This is a genomic window from Limosilactobacillus antri DSM 16041 (assembly GCF_000160835.1).
GTDB classification, from domain to species: Bacteria; Bacillota; Bacilli; order Lactobacillales; family Lactobacillaceae; genus Limosilactobacillus; species Limosilactobacillus antri.
In genome coordinates this window covers 553964-574859 of the sequence record NZ_GG700733.1, presented here as the reverse complement: position 1 = coordinate 574859, position 20896 = coordinate 553964, and the positions used below count along the sequence as shown (strand labels likewise).

Genomic DNA, 20896 nt, shown 5'->3' with positions numbered 1-20896 from the left:
ATCATCCTGATTTCTGTTTCACGGTTTGTCTCGCTCCCTAGCTTATTAACGCCAACTATCCGGATCATGGGTTGGCTGAATGTAGTCTGAATCATCTGGCGGCAGGTTGATTCGCCGTTTGAATTCCGGATCAATGTTCGGATCGGCATTCATCTCGCAAAATCTCACAATTAGATATTATTCGGCCTGCTTTTCAATCCGGCCATCCTGATAAACGTAGTAGACATCCCCGTTGTCGTTGCGAACTGAATTATACGGAACGTAGCTGCCATCGGTTGGTGCACCATGGGCCCCGCCATAGGTTCCGCCATCAATTGTCCAGCCCTGGTCACCCATTTTCTGGGTAATGTAGTCGATTGAGCTCTGCCCGCCGGTGAGGTGAACCGCCGCCGATGACGAAGAAGCAGCCGCTGAGCTGCTCGACTGGCTGACCGAGCTAGAACCGCTCTTTTGTGACGACGAGCGGACCGTCTTGCTGGTGGTCGAAGAACTGTCTGCACCCTTACTGCCATGATGTTGGTTGCCACACGCTGTTAACGTCAATCCCGCTAAACAAGTGGTGGCGATTAGTGCTAATTTTTTCATAATTAATTTTCCTCCCAAGATTTCACAATTAGATATTAATTTGACTATCTTTAGTTTCACTTTGCAACAACTTCACTTCCCGTAGTCCTGCATGAATGAAGACAAAAACAACTATCCAAGTAGCCACCGCTAACGCCATGTATCGTAAAATGCCAAACTGATTTAGGGCATTCCAGTCCCAAAGGGCATGAATAATCATCACCAGCAACAAGAAGCGCAAGAATTTAAAGTTGAAAAAGTCACTTGACGATAGCTGTTTCCCCGCAATCACCATTACAAGCGCCGCCGTAGCTATCGCACACCATTCCGTATGATCTGAAATTGAAAACATCGTCCGACCAATTGCTTCTTGCATGGAAGCAATTTGGCCAGTTTTATCATTAAACATATACTCAACATTTTCAAAGGCAGCAAATCCAGTACCAACAGCAGCACCGATTAATAGCCCATTAAAGATTCGTTTAGCTTTGATTTTATAAACAAAGTAAGCTGCTACCAACACCTTGCTAAGTTCTTCCACGAATCCTGTTTGCAGGGCACCAAGCAGGTCGAGCTCCCGATTGCCAAAGAAATTGACAAACAAAATTGTAACAATCAACGACAACACTCCACCAAGCAGAGCCATCTTAGTTACCTGGTAAAAACTAATATTCTGAAAAACGTTACATTCAAAGAAAAGAACTAGTGCTGATAGGGGAACTGCAACCGCTAAAAAGGCATCCATAGATATCCAAATACCATATGCTGGCAAAAGTCCAAGCAGAAAGTACATTAAAATTCCGATAGCTAAAACGAATCCCAACACCCGCGAAAATAGCCAAGGCTGAACCTTATCATTAACAATTTCACTTAACGATGGTGTCGTTTTGTCGGTTCCCACAATAAATAACTCCTCAGCTTCTTCTGTTGTGTGGCGTCTAAAGACTTGGCTGAAGAATTCGCTCAGACTAACTTTGACCGCTCCCTTGCCACCCGTCCAAGCATTAATGTGAGACGTAACGTTATCCATTACCCCTTGCTTGTTTGAGCTGTTTATCGACTCTTCATTATCATTACTAGTCGAATCGATTACTTGACCATTGCTTTTAACTAATGGCTTTCCACAGTTAATACAGAACTTACTGTCAGTACTATTTTTAGCACCGCAATTCGTACAAAAGACGATTTTGCTATCAGGCATTTTTACCAAGCCCCCGCCATAAAGCCAAGTGCTCCACCAAGCGCACCCGCAGTGATCACATCATCAGTATGTGCTTTATCCTCTTCATTAGCTTCATCTTCTTTTTGCTGAAGATAATGACGTCTAAATTCCTGACCAACCGGGCTGGTCTGAAAACGTGTAGTCTCCTTGGTTCCTTTAAATACCCAATAATAAGCTAATTTATAATCACGAGTATGAACATTTTCTGCTGTCATTCGCACGGTCCACTTACCAAACGTTTTCCCAGCAATCTCATGAGCTACATTGGACATTTGACTTTCGGCCGTCACCACCCGTGTATCAAAGCCGTTGGACTCAAGCTGGCTATTAATTTGTTGTTGTGAACCAAAATTAGGCATTACAGTAATCGTTTTATTTCCCCGGTCGATATTAACTTTATAGCCCTTAGCGCTCGTAAAACCATTGTTCTCCAGTGCTGAATCAACAACATGGGGCACGTAAATTTGTGAATACACAACAATCACGGCAACAATTGCACAGACAATCCCAATAATTAGCTTTTTATGCTGTCTACCTAAATCTTTGAACCTAGTAGAGTCGACCTTATTAAGGATTTCCTTAATATCATGATCCTGTTTATTTTCCTTGGGCTGTTTTTTCTTTAATACAAGCCCACATTTTGGACATTTACTTTCATTTCCATTTAGCTTATTGCCACAGTTTGGACAAAATTTCATTTTCCTAATCCCCCCATGGAATTGCCTTCATTTGAACCCAACTCAACTGCCATTTACCATCGATCAAGTTGTAGTGCACATGAAAGTTATCGTATTCATGTTCCGTGTCAGTAGTTTTACCCGTCCCTTCAATCGAACTGCTTTTGGCCTCTGGATCGTTTTTCTCGATTATTTCGTGATTTCCCCGATCCAATTCAGCCATCTCTGGATCTTCACCATCTTCCTCATTCTTAAAGTTGTGCTCTCCTATCTTTCGGGAAGTTTTTGCCTTAATTACTACGTCCATGTACGTAGTATTTTTTATACTTGGGCTTGCATCATCGTGATTTCCGTCTTCTTGAGCATATCCCATTGAAAATGAGTTTACCTGCAGCTTATCCAAATTAAAGTTATAGTTAGCGATTTTGCGCCAGCTTTCCACCAAGGTCTTGCTCTGGTTTTGCAGCTGACTCTTATCGCTGCTGTTATGAGCTTGCGTAAATTGCTTCAAATCATTGATTGCCATCGGCGCAACCTTACTTTTTATAACCCACCGGTTCTGTAAAGTGTAGTCCAATCCCTTGCCATCCCGATTTTCATAATCGTTATTTCTGGGAACTAAAATGCGTGAAATACCTAGTGCATCAGCTTGATCTTCTGTTGGCTTCATGAGGCTATAATCAGACTGCTTTAAGGTAATCCCCGCCCAACCAACTAACGGAAACTTTCCCTTTAACACTAACGGATTTAAATTAGTTCGGTTCTGCTTAATTGGCGTCATTCGATCTGGCCGCAAATGAGTATTGGTTTTTTTGCCATTATCATATACATACATCTGCTCTGATCCTTGCGGCAAGGCAACCATCTTGCTGTATTTTTCTGCCATAACAGTTATGGGCAAACAGACAATAGCCATCATCATTGTTACTATTAGTATCCATAATTTTTTCATTCGTTCTATCACTCCTTCTCCCAATAAAAAGGTCTGTCAACTATGGCAGTCCTTCCTCTTATTTGCTTAGCGTTTCATGCCATTAAATAAGGTGTTCCTTACTGAAAGCCTGATGGATCAAACCGGCTTAAACCAGTAATCGACCGCATTGCCATTGCCGGCTGGGTCATCGGTCCAACGGCTAATAATTTGCAAATCGTGCTCCTCAGTGAAGTCCGGATCGTTGGCAAAACTAATATTAAAGCCGGAGTTGCCAGCAGTCATTATGGTTGGAAAAGCCTTAGCGACATCCGGACGGCTCACTTCCTGGTCGGTAATGTTGAACCGCCTTAGCTCATGGCCAATCCCTGGTGTGGCATCAAAGATAATGATGTAGTGGTACTTACGCCCCAGCGAGCGGTCAGTTGCGTGCCAGCCGACAATGTGGAGCTGACCATCCCGGACGCTAACGTCATCTAGCCAGCCCTGGTTGCTGGTATCAGTCGTTAGCCGCCGGGGAGCCGACCAGAAGTCAACGTAGTCGCTATTGGCGTCCGCGTCGCTGCTGTACCGGCTAATGATTTGCAGGTTATCAGTCACTAGCTCCGGTGTAAGATCAAAGTCGCCCACAAAGCCGGCCATCGTCGCATTTCCTACCGTGGGATAAATTTTGGCAATATCAGGACGTTCGGCATTCGTAGCGTTGACCCGGGCGATTTCGTGCCCCCGACTAGCGTCAAAGAGAATCAGGACATGGTGGTCACGGCCAAATGCCTGGTTAGTCGCGTGCCAACCGGCCACGTGAAGTTTGCCGTTTTGTACTTGAGCCACGTCAAGGTAGCCGTGGTTGCCCTGGTCCATTTGCAAGTCAAACCAGTAGTCTGTGGCGTCGCCGTTGCCGGCTTGGTCATCCGTGTAGCGGCTGATGAGGGAAAGGTGGTCGCCAGCTTGCAAGACGGCCGCTGGCAAATCAAGATTCGTCTGGAAACCGGCCAACCCGGCACCGTAAACATTGTGCACAACAGCAATATCAGGACGGGCGGTCTGGCGGACCATCAACCGTGTCACTTCACTGTGCGTCGTGTTATCAAAGACAATCAGGTAGTGGTACGGCTTATTCTTAACGTCGCTCGTCGCGTGCCAGCCACTGACCTGGAGCTGGTCGCCACTCAGCTGGTAGTGGTCAAGCCAGGCATAGTTGCCGTGGTCGTTATGGTCGTAGTTGTTGTCTAATCCTGCCTGAGCTGTGTAAGTAACAGTGATTGTCTGATTCGGCGTGTCGTGATAAACCGTGACGGCTGGAACTTCGGTAACATCGCAGTTATAGCCGAAGTAGGCCTTTGGAGTATAGGCTTTCCAGCTCCAACTATCTTTTTGCCACTCCTCATAAGTAATCTTTTGACCATCACGAATTTGGTGGGCGTAACAGCTGGCGACTTGCTTAATATCCGTAGGCGCCTGTCCGGGAATCACAATGTGAATTGTTCGGGTAATCAACTTATTTACCGCATAATCCTCAGGTTTTACGGTTGCTATGACATCGGGCAAGGTCTTAATTTGGTTCCCAAGAAGGATAGTCTGACCGAAACGCTTATGAGCATCTTCGTCTAATTGCTTTTCTTTTGTCCGTAAAGCAATGATGTCAGAACGTTGCTCAATCTTTGAGTAAATCCACGATTTGTTTTTTTCTATTTCATCACTTAAGGAAGAAGAAAGAGTAGACAGTGTATTTTCATCGTCCCAAAGAGCTTTTTCCATTTTCCTCAGTTTATCTATATGGACACGTAGATCAGATAAATAAGCTGCTGATTTGTTCCAATATTCAGCCATTGGATGGGTTCCCCTTTTTTCTTGTTCATCAACAAACTTTTCCCAGTCATCACTTACCTTTTTCTTTTTTGCCACTAATTGCTCTTCTTCATCAACTGCATTTTGCTGAGTTGCTACTTTTTGCTTTAGTTGTTCGTAATTTTTGAGTATCTCTTGTAACTCAGCAGGAGCATCTGTATTATCATAGTTTTCCGGGTGTTTAGTATAATCGTAATATGATTTGGCCGTCAAAGTACCTATCTGACCTGATATATCTACACTTTCCTTCTGGTCATTTTGAATAGCCTCTTCGTCCTGCTTTTCTTCAGCAATACACTTCTCTAGTTGCTCTTGGTATTTTTGGCGCGGCTCTGCATTAAGATCATCACTAATAACAATAATTGGTTGGTCTGCGGTTCCATATTGATGCTGCGTCGTCACTGACGCCAGGTTCTCTTGTCCCGCTGCAACAGTTGCTGTCTGCTGTGCAGTTCCGTTATCTTGCGTTGCCGCTGGTTGGGCCACGGGCTGTTGTGCTGGTGTTACAGCAGTTGTCCGGTCAGCGTGTCCAACCTGACCACTCAGTAAAATACTAATTCCCAGGGTAGCGGTAAACAAAGATGTCCGCCGCCAGGTTGGTTCTGATTTGCGAATTGCCATCCTATTTTCCTCCCCCAATCCGTTTTTTACACACTCAAAATTATAAGAAACGACTGGCGATAATTGGGCAAATTTCACGAATATGCAGATTATTTCATTCTGTGCAATCGCCGTCAGGAAGAATGTGCTGAAAATTTCAGTTAACTGCCAGAAGTTTATTCTGGGGCCGAAACGTCCCTATTTTTTAGCCCCGGCTTTCCCTATTATTTAGTATATGAATACTAATTGGGGGAAATAAGCCATGAATGTTTACATTCTCGAAGACCAATGGGCCCAACAAGTTCATTTGGAAAAAATACTCCATGAGATTGAGGCTGCGCATAAACTCGCGCCTTTCAAAATCAACCTCTTTTCTAATACCACCGATTTCTTAAACAGCCTGCCATCGCCGAGTGTTGAAAACCTCTTCCTGCTTGACCTGGAAATCAACGGCGATACCCTAGCCGGGCTGAAAGTTAGTCAGCACATCCGCCAAAACGACCTGTTCGCGTCGATTATTTTTATCACGATCCACAATGAACTCCTGCCAACAACCTATAACTACGAGTCGGAGGCCCTCGACTTCATTGCTAAGGATCAGGATAATATTAAAGAAAAGCTCACTAAGGACCTGCTCCATGTCGCCAACAAGCTAGCCCACTTTTCAACCCCAACAATCACCCTTAAAGTCACCAGCGGTTTCCTTCGCGTTAGCCTGGACGACATCGTCTACTTCGAACCCAGTCCGACCAACACGCACCAATCACTGATGCACACCGTTAATAACCAGGTCACAACCATCAATGCCAACCTCAACCAATTATTAGACCGCTCACCCCTTTTCTTTCGGACACACAAGCACTGCCTGGTCAACCTGAGCAAGGTCAGCAAAATTGACACGCACAACCACTTGGTGACCCTCAACGGTGCCCAGCATCCTCAGCCGCTATCGCAGTTAAAAAATAAAGCCCTCCTGAGCAAGCTAGGAGAGCTCAACGATCAGTTTTATTCTATCAATTCATAAAGCGGCACTAATTAAGTCATGCCCTTTTCACCAATCAGTTTAATTATTTAAAAAGTCCTGAGTTCAGGATGCCCGGCACCTCAACAGCGATCATAATCATTAAAACTGCCCCGGCGGCCTTCGTAATCGAACGTCAGCTGGGGCTTGTTATTCACTGCCATCTTTTTCTTAGCACACCTAACGATGTCGGTACGTCCCTTTAGTTAGTTAGAGCTCTGCATGGTGCCACTCACATATTCATAATGCCGTTTGAAATCCCCACCACGGGAATACTTAATCATCAGTTTGCGCTGCTGATCGTAAAATTTAACGCGAAACGGCGTTATCGTCAGTGTTGAAGTTCGTAATAAGCTGGCTCTATTTCACGACCAGTGCTCGAAAAATGACGACAAAGAATCGGCTCCCAGCAGGATCCGGCGCTGGTGTCGTTCTAGCTGCTGCATGACCTGCTGACCACAGCTAGTCCAGTTAATAGCATTTCGTCGATTCAACTTGTCACAATGTGGACCCATGACGCTCACCTGTTTACTCCATCCTTTTACTTGAGGTGTTCATTTTATGACCTTGTTTGCTGTTGACAATCCATTTATACGGGTAGCCTCGCCGACCTCCCTAATTTTATTTCTGGTCAAAGTATGCCTTTTCTACCCCTGGCTTTTCTGGGGGTGCTATCGGCACATCAGTCGCCGGACTATCCCCATCGGTTTCTACGTTGTTTTGGGAGCAGCTTTCATCTTCTGGCCACCGAGTCTTTTCATTAATGACTTGGTCACCGCCAGCCTGGCAATCGTCGCAGTTTACTACCTAGCGAACCCGTTTGGTGACCACCTCGCAACCATTGTTAGCCATTTCGGTTACAGTATGTTAGTTTACTACTTCAGCTCGGTAGTATGTTTGCTACTGTCACGAATCATCCTCGTCAAATACCCCCAGTTTAGTTCACTCCCCCACACCTTCCTCATCCCACTTATCTATGGTTTCGCCCTCCTGGTGATTAAAATCGTTCGCCCACTCGCCGACCGCTTTTTTAGCCGGGTTAACAACCGCCACCCCGTTGCCGAGTGGTGTCTGAGCGTCCTCTTTATCCCCCTGAGTCTCTTTTTCTTCTTCGTCCAACATTTCCTGACGGCCAATAATTTAGGCGGAAACACCGCTGCCCTGTTGATTACACTCGCCTACTTCATCCTCGCCCTCCTAGTGATGAACCATGTTGGCAGCGACCTCCATTACCGTGATCAGGCGACTTTCGCCAGCCACAATTTGGACAGCCTTACTAACTACACCGATAAACTGGAAGTAATGTATGATGACCTGCGCCGTTTTCGCCACGACTATCAAAACATTCTTATCAGCCTTTCCAGTGCGCTGAGTGACAACCACATTGCTTATGCTAAGCAAGCAATTCAAGAGCTGACCCAGTCCTCTAGCAGAATTGTCGATATGCCGACTAGCGTCTTCGAGGCCCTGCAAAACATCACTGACCTGGGAGTTAAATCAATTGTTTATCAAAAGCTGAGCGATGCCATTAAAGATGGCCTGCATCCCCGCTTAGAAGTCGTCCGTCCGCTTGAACTGACGACGACCCTCCAGCCGCTCGATGCCATCCGGATCACCGCAATCCTCCTTGATAACGCCATCAATGCTGCACAAGTATCAAAGCAAAAGAAGGTGAGCCTGAGCCTCTTTGAAAATGAGAACGCCCAGTTTATTATTGTCGGCAACTCGACTAAGGAGGCCCAGGTCGACCTCAACAAGTTAGCCGAGCTGGAGCATTCGATCAGCATCGGCAACAATCACCACCTGGGCCTGCGAAACCTCAAAATTATCCTCGGTCACTACCCGAACGCCGTCAACGACCGGAGCAGCAACCAGCACTGGCTGGAGCAAAAGATTGTCCTGCCGAAAAAGTAGTATTAAAAGGAATAAAGGAGCTGTGACACAACCCACGGTTAGGGACTGTAAGGCTAGCCTAGGACAATCATTGACACGGCACGGGTCGGTGATTGTCCGTAGCTAGACTCTAAGTCCCTGGGTTGGGTCACGTGATATCTTTAAATTATTCGGAACTAAAACGAGAGCCTGCGGCAAAACAGAATTTTGTCACAGGCCCCTTGCTATTATCTACCAAAACCAGTTTAGATAATCTTCTAAAGGGCTGGCTAAATTAATTAGGCGCAGATCTCCTAGAAGAGCTTGATTGCGGCTTCGACACTGGCAAAGGCCATAAAGAGGACTACCAGCCAGCCGGTAATGCTTAGCCAGCGGGGGTGCCGGTAAGTCGTCCCGATAATGTCCTTGCGCCGGGCCGCCAAGAGCAGCATTGCCAAGGCAATCGGCAGGATAAAGCCATTCAGCGTCCCGACAACCACCAGAACCTTTGCTGGCTGACCGATGAAGTAAAAGATCGCAGTCGAGAAAACAATGAAGGCCATAATCAGCATCCGCCGGTACTTCTCAAAATGGGTATCTTCCTTAGCACTGATGGCGTAGTCCAAAAACGAAACGGAAGTAAAGGTCGAGCCGAGAATCGACGAAAGACCTGACGCCAAGAGAAGGAGGCCAAAGAACTTGTAACCGAAATCGCCAGCCGCCACCTTAAAAATAGAAGCTGCCGGGTTAGCGGGGTCCAGCTTATAGCCGGCAACAATGACCGCCAGGCCCGCCAAAAACAGCATGATCCGAATAACGGAAGCCAGGCCGATCCCGGTTAAGGCCCCTTCATTGACATACTTGATGTCCTGCTGACCACGGGCACCGCCCTCGAGCAGCCGGTGACCACCCGCAAAGGAAATATAGCCACCAACCGTACCACCAACAATCGTCACAATCGAATAGAAGTCAACCTTGGTCGGAACAAAGGAATGCTGAACGGCGGTAGCGTAGGGAACCTTCATGACCCACAGGATATAAAGCAGAATTGCAATCTTAATGACCGCCAGCACCTGCACGGTTCGGTCCACCGCCGTCAACGCATTCTTGATGATTAGGACAATAATGGCAAAAGCTGCCACAATAATCGCCCCGTTCTGTGGCGAAATTCCAAAAAGTACGTTCAAGCCCAAGCCAGCACCACCGATATTGCCGATGTTAAAGAATAAGCCACCAATCGCCACCAACGCCGATAGGAGGTAGCCTAGACCCGGGAAAACCTCATTGGCGATTACCTGGGCCCGCTTACCGGCCACCACGATAATCCGCCAAATGTTTAGCTGCACAATAATATCAACCAGGATACAGACTAAAATGGCAAAGCCAAAGTTAGCACCCATCTGACTGGTAAAAGTGGCCGTCTGGGTTAAAAAGCCCGGGCCGACCGCCGACATCGCCATCAGGAAGGCACCCCCGATGGCCGCCGCGTGCAGCTTATTGCGGCGCGACTTTGGAAGTCCTGCATTCTGCTGCTCTTTTTTCATTGTCTTCCCCCTCTCTCAATCTCATGCCTAAAACGCTTGAACCTTGATATTAGCGTCGGCTAGCGCCTTCCGCAGCGCCTTGACAATCCTAAGGGCCGCCGCGTTATCCCCGTGTACGCAAAGGGAGTCCACCCGCAGTGGAACCCGTTCGCCAGTAATCGCCGTGACTGCCTGGTCTTGGATCATCTTCACCGCCCGCTGTGCGACCTGCGCGGGGTCGGTCAGAACCGCCCCGTCCTGTGAGCGGGGAACCAGGGTTCCGTCCGCCTGGTAGGCCCGGTCGGCAAATGCTTCCGAACAGTAGGGCAAATCAACCTGCTTGGCCGCCACAATTAGCTGGCTGCCTGATAAGCCGTAAATCGGCAGCTGGGGATCAAAGCGCTGAATGCCCCGGCAAATTGCCAGTGCAAGTTCCCGGTCCTTGGCAGCCGCGTTGTAGATGGCCCCGTGGGGCTTAACATGGTGCAAGCGGTGATCCTTTGTAAAGCCCGCTACAGCCGCAATCTGGTAGGTAATCATGTTGGTAACGTCATCCAGGGCCATGTCCATCCGCCGGCGGCCAAAGCCTAATCGATCGGGGTAGCTAGGGTGAGCCCCCACCGCCACCTGATTTTCCTGGGCCATGTCGACCGTCTGCCTGATGACGTCAGGATCTCCAGCATGGTAGCCGCAGGCAACGTTTGCCGAAGAAATCAGTGGGATTACCTCAGCGTCCCGTCCCAACTTGTAGCGGCCATAACTTTCACCTAAATCACTGTTTAAATCAACTGTTTGCATTTGGACCCCTCTTTTCTAGCTTATCAAGCCAGTTTACGTTGGTTGTTAGACGCTGGAAATCAGGCTCCTGCAAGATCTGGGCCAGCATTTCCAGGTTCGTTTTAATTCCCTTAATCACGGTTTCACCAACCAGCGCCTGCATCTGTTGAAGAACCTGCTGGCGCCGGTCACCGTAAACGATAATCTTAGCAATCATCCCATCATAGTTGCCGGGCACCACGTATCCCTGGTAGAGGGCGGTATCAACCCGGACGCCCTGGCCACTCGGCAGGTGGAGGCCGGTGATTTTGCCCGGTGTCAGTGCCGTGACCCGGCATTCTAGTGCAAAGCCCCGCGTCTTGATGTGGTGCTTGCTTAGTTCATCACCTGCCGCAATCCGCAACTGCAGCTCGACCAGGTCGGTCCCGGTGATCAGTTCCGTAATCGGGTGCTCCACCTGAATCCGGGTATTCATCTCCATAAAGTAGAAGCTGCCGTCACGGTTGTAGAGGAATTCGATTGTTCCCGCCCCTTCGTAGTGCAGACGGGAAACCGCCGTCTCCGTCCGTTTCAGCATCTCTGCCCGCACATCATCACTCAAGACCGCGGCGGGTGCTTCCTCGATGACCTTCTGGTGACGGGCCTGAATCGTGCAGTCCCGTTCGCCAAGCGCCGTGACGTTACCGTACCGGTCGGCAACGATCTGAACCTCAATGTGACGAGGATTCGGCAGATATTGCTCTAAGTACATCTCCTTGCTGCTAAAGGATGCCATGGCCTCCTCCTGCGCAACCGGGAAGTTTGCCTTCATCTCCGCTGGCGAGTGAACGATTCGCATCCCCTTGCCGCCACCACCAGCACTCGCCTTCAGCATCACCGGGTAGCCCAGCTGGCTAGCCTGGTCAAGCGCATCGGCGACCTTCGTAATCACCTGGGTACTCCCCTTGACCACCGGCAGACCGGCCGCCGCCATTGTCAGACGGGCCTGTTCCTTATCGCCAAGCAGGGCGATCACCTGGGAGCTGGGGCCGATCAGCTTCAGGCCGTTTTTTTCACACGCCGCCGCAAACTCCGGACTTTCGGATAGAAAGCCATAACCCGGATGAATCGCCCCGGCACCCGTGATCTTTGCCGCCACGATGATTGCAGAAATATTCAGGTAACTCTTGCTAGCACTGGCGGGACCGATACAAACGGCTTCATCGGCCAGCTTAACGTGAAGGGCGGTTTTATCAGCAGCCGAATAGACCGCCACCGTTTTAATGCCGAGCAGGCGGCAGGTCCGGATGATCCGGACGGCAATCTCTCCCCGGTTAGCAACCAGGACCTTATGAAAAGGCCACTTACTGACCGACCTACTTGATTTGAATAAGTGGTTGTCCATACTCTACCCCTTCTTCATTATTAACCAGGACCTTTTCAACCACGCCGTCACGATCCGCTACCACGTTGACAAAGGTCTTCATGACCTCAATCACACCGACAACGTCCCCCTTCTTAACCCGGTCACCAACCTTGACGAATGGTGGTTCCTGGGGTGACTTAGCCGTATAGAAGACCCCCACGCTCGGGGCATTGATTGTATTATTACTGGTAGCAGCGTTCTTTGCAGCCATTTTCAGCTGCTGCGCGTGGTCATCTCCTGCCCCGGCAGGTGCTGCCTGCGGGCTGGCAACGACCGGCGCCTTTTCCCGCTTCAGTTTAATGTGTGTACTTTTATCAGAATATTCGATTTCCGTCAGGCCGTTATCCTTCAAGAGTTTAATCAGGTCTTTAATTGCCTTTGTATCCACCATTGCTCACTCCTTAGTCAAATAGTTGCTGAATGCGGCGACTGGCAACCCGGTTTCGGCCAATCGGCTGCTGATACTTTGCCGCGCGGATTTGGGCCGCTAAGTGGTCTAACTGGGCTCGCTGTGTTCGCAGCAGCTTCGTGGCTTGCGCTAAGTTTACCAGGCTGAACTTAACTTTCTGACCCGGGCGACACTGGACCAGTTTGCTGAGGTCGGCCGTAACCACAACGGCGATCAGCGGGTAGCCACCCGTGGTCTGCCGGTCCGCCATCAGGACGATCGGCTGCCCGTTGTTAGGCACCTGGATACCGCCCCGCACCGTTGCCGCCGAAAGCATGCTCTGTTGGCTGCTCTCCAGTCGCGGTCCCTGCAGGCGGTAGCCCATCCGGTCCGAGTTACTCGTAACCTCAAAGATACTTGCGGTCAACCGTTCCTGGTCCGCATGGCTGAATTCAGCCCACTGGGGACCGGGCAGAAGACGGATACTAACTGGCGCCTTCGGTTGGGAAGGAGCTGGTGCGGCAGTATGGCGGTGGTAGTAGCTGGACATGGTTGCCCGACTGCTGAAGGGTAATTGGTCACCAGCCCGCAGTTGACGACCCCGGTAGCCGCCCAGGTGGAGACGCAGGATCGTCGCACAGCTGCCCATCACCTTAGGGAGCCGGAATCCCCCGCTGACTGCCAAATAGCCAAAGCGGCCCGTACTAGTAGCACCGATCGTTAGCAGGTCTCCCGCCCGCACCTGCAGGCAGCGGTACTGGTCAACCGGTCGTTGATTCAGCTGCACCGCAAAGTCGGCGCCAGTAATTGCAATAAAGCCGGGACCATTGAAACGAAGGCTAGGGCCGTGAAGGGTAAACTCCAGAACTGGCTGGTCAGGCTGGTTGTCGACCAAAATATTGGCAACCTTCATTGCCTGGGCATCCATGCTGCCCGCCTCGGGGAAACCATCAATCAGGTGATCAGGACGACCAGCATCCTGGACGGTCGTCTGAAAGCCCGGCTTGAGTACATCAATTGTTGCCATCATTTCTCCACCGTCCTTACCTGATACGTGCCCTGCCGGTCAGCCTGCTGAATTACAGCAAACTGATCCCGATCAATTGCAAAGAAACGGACACTGTCACCAGCCGAATAGAAACTCTGCGGATTGTGCGGGTCATAAAGTTTTAATGGCGTCCGGCCAATAATTCGCCAACCGCCTGGGGATTCAACCGGGTAAAAGCCGGTTTGGTGTCCCGCAATCCCGACGCTGCCCGCCGGAATCTTGAGGCGCGGTTTCTCCAACCGGGGCATTGCCAGGCGGTCCGGAACACTGGCCATGTATGCAAAGCCTGGTAAAAAACCGAGAAAATAAATCAGGTAGTCATGACTCGTGTACGCATTGACTGCTTCCTGATCGCTTAGGTGGGCGAAATCGGCAACGGTCGACAGGTCTGGCCCCATATCACCGCCGTATAGTACGGGAATCAGCCAGGTCCTGGAAGGCGGCAACGCCACCTGCAGGGCTTGCTTAATTATCGGCTCGATTTCCGCACTGACTTGATCAGCGGTCGTTCGGCTCCCATCGAAGAGCACCGTCAGCGTCCGGTAGGCGGGAACAACAGTCTGCACAGCCGGAAAATCAGCTTGCAAGATCAGGCGGCCAATTTGGTGCAAGCGCTGGTTAATCTGCGGATCAATGCGGTTTGCAAAGCTGATTGCGACCGCCTGATCGCCAACCGCCGTGATTTGGTATTTTTCCATGTGTCTCGCCCTTTCGTTTTTTTGATTAAAATCTAATTAAATTATCTTTCATCTTAGCGTTCCAACTAATCAATGTCAATTTTGTGGCAATTATGGCCAGTGTTAAGAGTAATCTCCGCTTAATAATGTTAAGAAAAAGCAACTAACAGCATTATAAAAATTAGAAATCCAGCACTTTCACATTTCATCCAAAGTTAAAATAATTTAATCAGTGCTTTTAAACAGGAACCCCGGTCCTAAACAAAATCAACCAGTTTTGCTTAGGACCGGGATTCAAGATACCGGCTCATTCCCGTACCCGGACAGTCCCCGCCGAGAAAACCCGGCGCCCACACGCTGTTCGAATGCAGAGAAAGCCTTCATCCGTAATTCGTTCAAATTGGCCGCTAATCCGCTCTGCTCCCGTATCAACAACCAGCCGTTTCCCACTCAGATATTGGTGGTCCCGGTAGACGGCTAAAACGGCTGGCCACGGTTGCGCTAAGAGGTCGAGGAAACGAGCCGCGACCTCATCAATCACCGTCAAACGCTCTTGTCGGCTTACTGGCTGATTGCTTAACGTGGTAACCTGTTTTGCAATCTCGGCTGGCCACTGGTCAGCGGGCTGGAAAAGGTTGATCCCCCAGCCGATTGCCACGCCAGCCGGCCGATTGTGATTATCGAGCACCATTTCGGCTAGGATCCCTACCGCCTTACGGTTGCCAACACACAAGTCGTTGACCCACTTGATAGTAATGGGCTGGTGAAAATGTTCGTGCAGGACCGTTGCGGCGGCGACCGCGGCAGTAACCGTTAACCGAGCCGCCGTCAGCTTCACACCGGCAAACGGCAGGCCCAGAGTAAAATAGGCTCCGCTGTCGGCCGGTGAGAAAAAGGTCCGGCCGGGTTTCCCACGACCAGCTCGTTGCGAAGCGGCGGCAATTAGGAAAGGTTGTGAGGCGCTGGTTGCCAGCCGCTGCTTGGCAAGGTCGTTGGTTGACGTGACCTGGTCAAGGTTTTGGACCGTGACCCCGGCAGCGGATAAACGCGGAAAGTCATTCATCACCCTCACCTACTTTTCCAGCGTCAGCAACAGGTCCTGACTCTTCAAAGCATCGCCAACCTTAACATTAACCTGCTTGACCGTTCCGCTAAACGGCGCCTTGACCGCTGATTCCATCTTCATGGCTTCGGTAGTGAGGAGCACTTCGCCAACCTTGACCTGATCGCCAGCCTTGACGTTGACCTTCACAACATTCCCGTTCAGCGGCATCCCGACCTGCCCGGGATCATCCGGATCGGCCTTTGGAACGCTCGCGGTTTGTGTTTTCACGCTGCGGTCCTCGACCTTCATCTGAAAGGCCCGGCCATCCAGCTCGTAAAAAAGTGTCCGCTGGCCATCCTGATCCGTTGGTGAAACGAAGTCCAGCTTCAGGATCATCTCCTTGCCGGTGCCGATCTTGATCCGCAAAGTCTCACCCGGCCACATTCCTTGGTAATAGGTTGTTGTATCGAGGTCCATCACTGCCCCGTATTTCTGGTGGTTGTTGAAGTAGTCAACGAAGACCTTTGGATACATGATGTAGCCGAGCAGGTCATCCTCCGTTGGCTGGCGGTGAATTTTCTTGGCAAGCTCGGCCTTCACTGCTACAAAGTCAACCGGTTTAGCCAGGCTGCCCGGCCGAACGGTGATCGCCGGGTGATCCTTCAAGACAATCTTTTGCAGCTCCTTCGGGAAGCCGCCATATGGCTGTCCCAGGTCACCCGCAAAAAAGTTTACGACCGAATCGGGGAAGTCGACGTGCTGGCCCTTGGTAAAGATGTTGTCCTTATCAAGGTGGTTCTGAATCATGAAGATTGCCATGTCGCCAACCACTTTCGAGCTGGGCGTCACCTTGATAATATCGCCAAGCAGCTGGTTGACTTCCCGGTACTTCTTTTCAACTAGGCTGAAGTCATCGATTCCCAACGACTTAGCCTGTTGCTTCAGGTTAGAGTACTGGCCACCAGGCATTTCAGTCTGGTAAAGGTCCGGCTGCGGGGCGTTGACCCCGTTGCTAAAGTCCTGATAGAGGGGCCGAACATGGGCCCAGTAGTTGTTGAGCACGCTGACGTTATCCATGTTCAAAGCCGGCTGGCGGTCATTGCCTTCCAGGGCGTAATAGAAGGTGCCGAGGCTTGGCTGGCTAGTGGTGCCAGCCATTGCCGCCATGGCAACGTCGACGATATCAACCCCGGCCTTGGTGGCGGCGACGTAGGTTGCCACCCCGTTACCGGTCGTATCGTGGGTGTGCAGGTGAACCGGAACATCAAACTTGGCCTTCAGGCTGCCGACCAGCTCATAGGCCGCTTGGGGTTTGAGCAAGCCCGCCATATCCTTAATGCCAATGATCTGTGCGCCAGCATCGACCAAGCCCTGAGCCATCTTCATGTAGTAATCAAGGGTGTATTTATGCTCACTGGCACTCAGGAAGTCACCCGTGAAGCACATTGCCCCCTCGGCGATCTTACCGGTTTCACGAACATATTCAATGCTGCGTTGCATTTGTTCAAGCCAGTTAAGGGAGTCAAAGATCCGGAAGACATCGACCCCGGTCTTAGCACTATGGTCGATAAAACGTTTCAAAACGTTGTCGGGGTAGTTCTGGTAGCCGACCGAATTAGACGCCCGCAGCAGCATCTGCTGGAGGGTGTGGGGCATATACTTCTTCAACAGCCGCAGCCGGGTCCACGGGTCTTCCCCCAGGAACCGGTAGCAGACATCGAAGGTTGCCCCACCCCAGCTTTCAACTGAGAAGAGGTTCGGCATGGCGCGGTCATAAACCTTCATCGCCGGCAGCATATCATGCGTCCGCAATCGAGTAGCAAACAGGCTCTGGTGAGCATCCCGCATCGTCGTATCCGTCAGCATAACCCGCGGCTGGTTCTTGACAAAGTCCATCGCCGCCGCAGCCCCCTGTTCATCGAGGATGTCCTTGACCGTTTTGCCAGCCGGCGATTTCACTTCAATCTGGTCAGGCCGGGGTGCTTGCATTGCCGGCGTAGTCAGCTCAGCTTGCCTGCTGACTCCCGCAAAGCCGTTGACGGTAACGTTGCTGATGTAGTCGACCAGCTGCTTGGGCGTGTCTGGGTGATTGGCAAAGTCAAACAGGGCTGGTGTCTCATCGATGAAAGTCGTTGAGCAGTCGCCCTTGATAAAGGTCGGGTGCTCCAGGACGTTCTCCATAAAGGGAATGTTAGTTTTAACGCCCCGGATATGAAACTCATCCAGGGCCCGCAGCATCTTGACCCGTGCTTCGTTAAAGTCCTCCCCCTTCGTACAGCACTTGACAAGCAGGGAGTCAAAGTAAGGGGTGACCTGGTAGCCGGGATAGACGTTGCCATCGAGCCGAACCCCGGTACCACCAGGCGCGTTATAGGTCATTACCCGCCCGGTATCCGGCATGAAGTGATTCTTAGGGTCTTCCGTCGTAACCCGGCACTGAATGGCGGCACCGTGAAACTGCAGGTCCGCCTGCTTCGGAAGGTGGATATCCGCATGTAGATCCTCGCCGGCCGCAACCCGAATCTGGGTCTTAACAATGTCAATTCCCGTAATCAACTCGGTGACCGTGTGTTCAACCTGGATCCGGGGATTGACCTCAATGAAGTAGAACTGGTCCGGAGTTTCCAAAAATTCAATCGTGGCGGCGTTTTGGTAGTGGACGCTCTTCATCAGTTTAACCGCCATGTTGCAGACTTCCGCCCGTCGTTCCGGGCTCAGAACGACGCTGGGGGCAAATTCAATTACCTTTTGATGACGGCGCTGAACGGAGCAGTCCCGTTCAAAGAGGTGCATGACGTGCCCGTGTTCATCGGCAATCACCTGCACCTCAATGTGTTTAGGCTCCTGGACATCCTTTTCGACGTACATTTCACTGGAGCCAAATGACTTGAGGGCCTCGTCACGGGCCTGGTCAAATTCGTCAGTCAGCTCCTGATCATCATTGATGATTCTCATTCCACGGCCGCCACCACCATTGGCAGCCTTGACCATGATCGGGTAGCCGTACTGGTGGGCAAAGTCCCGCACCTGCTCAACGTCCTTAATGTCACCAGAAAGGCCCGGAATTGGCTTAAGTCCCGCTTCAACCGCAACCCTCTTCGCCTCCAGCTTGTTACCAAACATCCGCAGGTGCTCCGATTTCGGCCCGATAAATTTCAAACCGTTGTCGGCACAGGCCTGGGCCAGGTCGGCATTTTCTGCCAAGAAACCATATCCGGGGTGAACGGCTTCCGCACCTGATTCCTTGGCTACCCTAATAATTTCGTCAATGTCTAGGTAGGCATCAATCGGTTTTTCGCCTTGACCGATCAAATACGCCTCATCCGCAGCAAAGCGGTGAGCAGAGTATTCATCTTCCTTGGGGTAAACTGCCACGGCCTTGACGCCCAGCTCATGACAAGCCCGGACGACCCGGGTGGCAATTTCACCACGGTTAGCTACTAAAATTTTTTTAAACATCTAAAGCACCCTCCCACTCAAAAGTGCTGCCATCAATTACTCTCTGTACTTAACTACTGATCCTCCCTCGATTTTGGAGTGAAGCCTGCAGAATTGCTCAAAATCCCAATATTACCATTATCACTGTCTGTCATGGCCATCACCTCCTTAAATGTCCTTTACCTAAGCAATGCTTGGACTGAGTAACCAATTTTATTAATCGTTCATTAAAATTTGGTTAAACTATACTCACAATATTGTGCTTTGTCAACCATTGGCAGGATTAAAAACGGGCTGGTACGGCAAGCTCACTGAATGGCGTCCACATGGATCGGTCAAGATTTTAATGAAGCACAATTAGCTAGTCCGGGCTCAAGCTGACGGACAAGGATAGAAAAAAGGCTCCCCAAACCTGCTAAAAAGCCGGTTTAGGGAGCCTTTAGAAATGCGCTCAAGCCGTTTGTATACTATGCCAATGAGATAGCTGACACTCTCTTTTGCTAATTCTCACTGCAGCCGAATAAAAAAGCCCACTGCAACAAAAATTACTGCAGTGGGTTTCTAAACTAGTCGGGAATACAAGATTTGAACTTGCGACCTCTGCGTCCCGAACGCAGCGCTCTACCAAACTGAGCTAATTCCCGAAAAAAGAAGCGCCACACCTACTGATGAGTAACTGTCACGCTCAATGTGTAGATGCACCCAGAAGGAGTCGAACCTTCAACCTTCTGATTCGTAGTCAGACACTCTATCCAATTGCGCTATGGGTGCAAGAAAAGCGGAAGACGGGATTCGAACCCGCGACCCCCACCATGGCAAGGTGATGTTCTACCACTGAACTACTTCCGCATATCTTTAGCTATTTAATTGCTATCAACGATTATTAATATTACCTGAACCCCAGTAAAATGTCAATACTTATTTCAAATAATATTAATGCGGATGAAGGGACTTGAACCCTTACATCAAAAGATACAAGATCCTAAATCTTGCGCGTCTGCCAATTCCGCCACATCCGCATATGGAGGATACAGGGCTCGAACCTGTGACCCTCTGCTTGTAAGGCAGATGCTCTCCCAACTGAGCTAATCCTCCGAATGAACTGAACTTAAATAAGCCAGCTCAAATAATATATCATCTCATCGTGAAATTGTCAAATCCCTATTTTAAATTTAACTCTACTAACTTCCGGTCAACCATCTTCAACACCGTCTGTGCCGCTGCCGGGTCCTCCACAAAATCATACTTATCCCCGTCGATCAGCATTTTCGGACTCTCATCGTACTGGACGTACCAGTCCCGGTAACGGTTATTGAGGTTCTGATAGTAGCTGTAAAGCGACGGGTCATTAGCAATCTGCTCGTAGGCTCGGCCCCGCTTTTCAATCCGCTTGAGCATCGTTTCAAAGGATACCTGGATCGTGATTAAGAGGTCAGGGGCCTTTTGGTGAGGCTGCTCTGGCAACTCTTCCATCATGTTTGCCAGCAGCGAACTATAAATATCTGATTCCGTCTGCGTTGCCCGACCCATGTCCGCGTTGAGTTTGAATAAGAGGGCGTCTTCAAAGATCGACCGGTCCAAAACGTTCAGGTCGTTGTCATAAGAATCCTTAATTTCGTCAATCCGCTTATTCAGAAAGTAAATTTGCAGCAAGAAGCCGTACTTCTTTGGATTTTTATAAAATAATGGGAGGATTTTATTGTCGTCAACCGACTCGTAAAAGGCCGTACTGTTGAGGTGGTCAGCCAGCAACTGTGTCAGGCTGGTTTTTCCTGCGCCAATTGTTCCCGCTAAAGCAATCATAATTTTTACCCTTTCCTTTTTGAACTAAAAAGTCACGATTATTATTTTAACATTTAA

Annotated in this window: 17 protein-coding genes and 5 tRNA genes; 2 read left to right on the top strand and 20 right to left on the bottom strand. The window is 49.9% G+C overall.

The window, feature by feature from the left end; genetic code table 11:
• Nucleotides 1-45: 45 nt before the first annotated feature.
• From HMPREF0494_RS11715 to HMPREF0494_RS10780, 6 genes are all read right to left on the bottom strand, one after another.
• Entirely contained in the window at nt 46-168 is a 123-nt protein-coding gene (locus tag HMPREF0494_RS11715) for a hypothetical protein (RefSeq protein ID WP_263862901.1), read from the bottom strand.
• A 9-nt stretch (nt 169-177) separates the two neighbouring features.
• A complete protein-coding gene (locus HMPREF0494_RS06225; protein WP_007124109.1) occupies nt 178-585 on the bottom strand; it encodes a hypothetical protein in 408 nt (135 codons plus the stop codon).
• Nucleotides 586-613: 28 nt separating this feature from the next.
• Complete coding sequence (locus tag HMPREF0494_RS06220; RefSeq protein ID WP_007124108.1) at nt 614-1765, bottom strand: PrsW family glutamic-type intramembrane protease; 1152 nt, start codon at nt 1763-1765, stop codon at nt 614-616.
• A 2-nt stretch (nt 1766-1767) separates the two neighbouring features.
• Nucleotides 1768-2484 (bottom strand): zinc ribbon domain-containing protein, encoded by a 717-nt coding sequence (locus HMPREF0494_RS06215; protein WP_007124107.1) that lies wholly within the window; start codon nt 2482-2484, stop codon nt 1768-1770.
• Between the two features lie 4 nt (nt 2485-2488).
• Entirely contained in the window at nt 2489-3415 is a 927-nt protein-coding gene (locus tag HMPREF0494_RS06210) for a hypothetical protein (protein WP_007124106.1), read from the bottom strand.
• 117 nt (nt 3416-3532) lie between these two features.
• Nucleotides 3533-5863 (bottom strand): mucin-binding protein, encoded by a 2331-nt coding sequence (locus tag HMPREF0494_RS10780; protein WP_007124105.1) that lies wholly within the window; start codon nt 5861-5863, stop codon nt 3533-3535.
• Nucleotides 5864-6104: 241 nt separating this feature from the next.
• Between HMPREF0494_RS10780 and HMPREF0494_RS06200 the strand changes: the two genes are divergently transcribed.
• Together HMPREF0494_RS06200 and HMPREF0494_RS06195 are read left to right on the top strand one after the other, a co-directional pair.
• Nucleotides 6105-6866, top strand: coding sequence for a response regulator transcription factor (locus tag HMPREF0494_RS06200; protein WP_007124103.1), 762 nt, complete (start codon nt 6105-6107; stop codon nt 6864-6866).
• Between the two features lie 558 nt (nt 6867-7424).
• Nucleotides 7425-8777 (top strand): GHKL domain-containing protein, encoded by a 1353-nt coding sequence (locus HMPREF0494_RS06195; RefSeq protein ID WP_007124101.1) that lies wholly within the window; start codon nt 7425-7427, stop codon nt 8775-8777.
• Nucleotides 8778-9049: 272 nt separating this feature from the next.
• On the opposite strand, the gene HMPREF0494_RS06190 is transcribed toward HMPREF0494_RS06195, so the two are convergent.
• The 14 genes from HMPREF0494_RS06190 to HMPREF0494_RS06125 form a co-directional block, all read right to left on the bottom strand.
• Nucleotides 9050-10279, bottom strand: coding sequence for an NRAMP family divalent metal transporter (locus HMPREF0494_RS06190; RefSeq protein WP_007124100.1), 1230 nt, complete (start codon nt 10277-10279; stop codon nt 9050-9052).
• 27 nt (nt 10280-10306) lie between these two features.
• Entirely contained in the window at nt 10307-11056 is a 750-nt protein-coding gene (locus HMPREF0494_RS06185; protein WP_007124099.1) for a LamB/YcsF family protein, read from the bottom strand.
• Nucleotides 11043-12419 carry an acetyl-CoA carboxylase biotin carboxylase subunit gene (locus HMPREF0494_RS06180; RefSeq protein ID WP_007124098.1) on the bottom strand — a complete coding sequence of 459 codons (1377 nt, stop codon included), beginning with the start codon at nt 12417-12419 and terminating at the stop codon, nt 11043-11045. The genes HMPREF0494_RS06185 and HMPREF0494_RS06180 overlap by 14 nt, the downstream gene beginning before the upstream one ends.
• On the bottom strand, nt 12391-12831 hold the full coding sequence (gene accB / locus HMPREF0494_RS06175; RefSeq protein ID WP_007124097.1) for an acetyl-CoA carboxylase biotin carboxyl carrier protein: 441 nt from the start codon (nt 12829-12831) through the stop codon (nt 12391-12393). The genes HMPREF0494_RS06180 and accB overlap by 29 nt, the downstream gene beginning before the upstream one ends.
• A 10-nt stretch (nt 12832-12841) precedes the next feature.
• On the bottom strand, nt 12842-13858 hold the full coding sequence (locus HMPREF0494_RS06170; RefSeq protein WP_007124096.1) for a 5-oxoprolinase subunit C family protein: 1017 nt from the start codon (nt 13856-13858) through the stop codon (nt 12842-12844).
• Nucleotides 13855-14574, bottom strand: a complete 720-nt coding sequence (pxpB, locus tag HMPREF0494_RS06165) for a 5-oxoprolinase subunit PxpB (RefSeq protein ID WP_007124095.1) — start codon at nt 14572-14574, stop codon at nt 13855-13857. The genes HMPREF0494_RS06170 and pxpB overlap by 4 nt, the downstream gene beginning before the upstream one ends.
• Before the next feature lie 286 nt (nt 14575-14860).
• The gene (locus HMPREF0494_RS10775; RefSeq protein ID WP_007124094.1) at nt 14861-15616 is read right to left on the bottom strand and encodes a biotin--[acetyl-CoA-carboxylase] ligase; all 756 of its coding nucleotides are present in this window, start codon (nt 15614-15616) and stop codon (nt 14861-14863) included.
• A gap of 9 nt (nt 15617-15625) precedes the next feature.
• On the bottom strand, nt 15626-19057 hold the full coding sequence (locus HMPREF0494_RS06155) for a pyruvate carboxylase (protein WP_007124093.1): 3432 nt from the start codon (nt 19055-19057) through the stop codon (nt 15626-15628).
• 549 nt (nt 19058-19606) lie between these two features.
• A tRNA-Pro gene (locus HMPREF0494_RS06150) sits at nt 19607-19680 on the bottom strand.
• A gap of 53 nt (nt 19681-19733) precedes the next feature.
• A tRNA-Arg gene (locus tag HMPREF0494_RS06145) sits at nt 19734-19807 on the bottom strand.
• 6 nt (nt 19808-19813) lie between these two features.
• Nucleotides 19814-19885: transfer RNA gene (locus HMPREF0494_RS06140), tRNA-Gly, on the bottom strand.
• Between the two features lie 88 nt (nt 19886-19973).
• A tRNA-Leu gene (locus HMPREF0494_RS06135) sits at nt 19974-20055 on the bottom strand.
• Between the two features lie 3 nt (nt 20056-20058).
• A tRNA-Val gene (locus tag HMPREF0494_RS06130) sits at nt 20059-20131 on the bottom strand.
• A gap of 66 nt (nt 20132-20197) precedes the next feature.
• Complete coding sequence (locus tag HMPREF0494_RS06125; protein WP_007124092.1) at nt 20198-20839, bottom strand: deoxynucleoside kinase; 642 nt, start codon at nt 20837-20839, stop codon at nt 20198-20200.
• Nucleotides 20840-20896: the final 57 nt, after the last annotated feature.

Excerpts from the sequence above, each read along its gene's own strand:
- HMPREF0494_RS06225 (WP_007124109.1), bottom strand. The coding sequence starts at position 585 with ATGAAAAAATTAGCACTAATCGCCACCACTTGTTTAGCGGGATTGACG.
- HMPREF0494_RS06220 (WP_007124108.1), bottom strand. The coding sequence starts at position 1,765 with ATGCCTGATAGCAAAATCGTCTTTTGTACGAATTGCGGTGCTAAAAAT.
- HMPREF0494_RS06215 (WP_007124107.1), bottom strand. The coding sequence starts at position 2,484 with ATGAAATTTTGTCCAAACTGTGGCAATAAGCTAAATGGAAATGAAAGT.
- HMPREF0494_RS06210 (WP_007124106.1), bottom strand. The coding sequence starts at position 3,415 with ATGAAAAAATTATGGATACTAATAGTAACAATGATGATGGCTATTGTC.
- HMPREF0494_RS10780 (WP_007124105.1), bottom strand. The coding sequence starts at position 5,863 with ATGGCAATTCGCAAATCAGAACCAACCTGGCGGCGGACATCTTTGTTT.
- HMPREF0494_RS06200 (WP_007124103.1), top strand. The coding sequence starts at position 6,105 with ATGAATGTTTACATTCTCGAAGACCAATGGGCCCAACAAGTTCATTTG.
- HMPREF0494_RS06195 (WP_007124101.1), top strand. The coding sequence starts at position 7,425 with ATGACCTTGTTTGCTGTTGACAATCCATTTATACGGGTAGCCTCGCCG.
- HMPREF0494_RS06190 (WP_007124100.1), bottom strand. The coding sequence starts at position 10,279 with ATGAAAAAAGAGCAGCAGAATGCAGGACTTCCAAAGTCGCGCCGCAAT.
- HMPREF0494_RS06185 (WP_007124099.1), bottom strand. The coding sequence starts at position 11,056 with ATGCAAACAGTTGATTTAAACAGTGATTTAGGTGAAAGTTATGGCCGC.
- HMPREF0494_RS06180 (WP_007124098.1), bottom strand. The coding sequence starts at position 12,419 with ATGGACAACCACTTATTCAAATCAAGTAGGTCGGTCAGTAAGTGGCCT.
- accB (WP_007124097.1), bottom strand. The coding sequence starts at position 12,831 with ATGGTGGATACAAAGGCAATTAAAGACCTGATTAAACTCTTGAAGGAT.
- HMPREF0494_RS06170 (WP_007124096.1), bottom strand. The coding sequence starts at position 13,858 with ATGATGGCAACAATTGATGTACTCAAGCCGGGCTTTCAGACGACCGTC.
- pxpB (WP_007124095.1), bottom strand. The coding sequence starts at position 14,574 with ATGGAAAAATACCAAATCACGGCGGTTGGCGATCAGGCGGTCGCAATC.
- HMPREF0494_RS10775 (WP_007124094.1), bottom strand. The coding sequence starts at position 15,616 with ATGAATGACTTTCCGCGTTTATCCGCTGCCGGGGTCACGGTCCAAAAC.
- HMPREF0494_RS06155 (WP_007124093.1), bottom strand. The coding sequence starts at position 19,057 with ATGTTTAAAAAAATTTTAGTAGCTAACCGTGGTGAAATTGCCACCCGG.
- HMPREF0494_RS06125 (WP_007124092.1), bottom strand. The coding sequence starts at position 20,839 with ATGATTGCTTTAGCGGGAACAATTGGCGCAGGAAAAACCAGCCTGACA.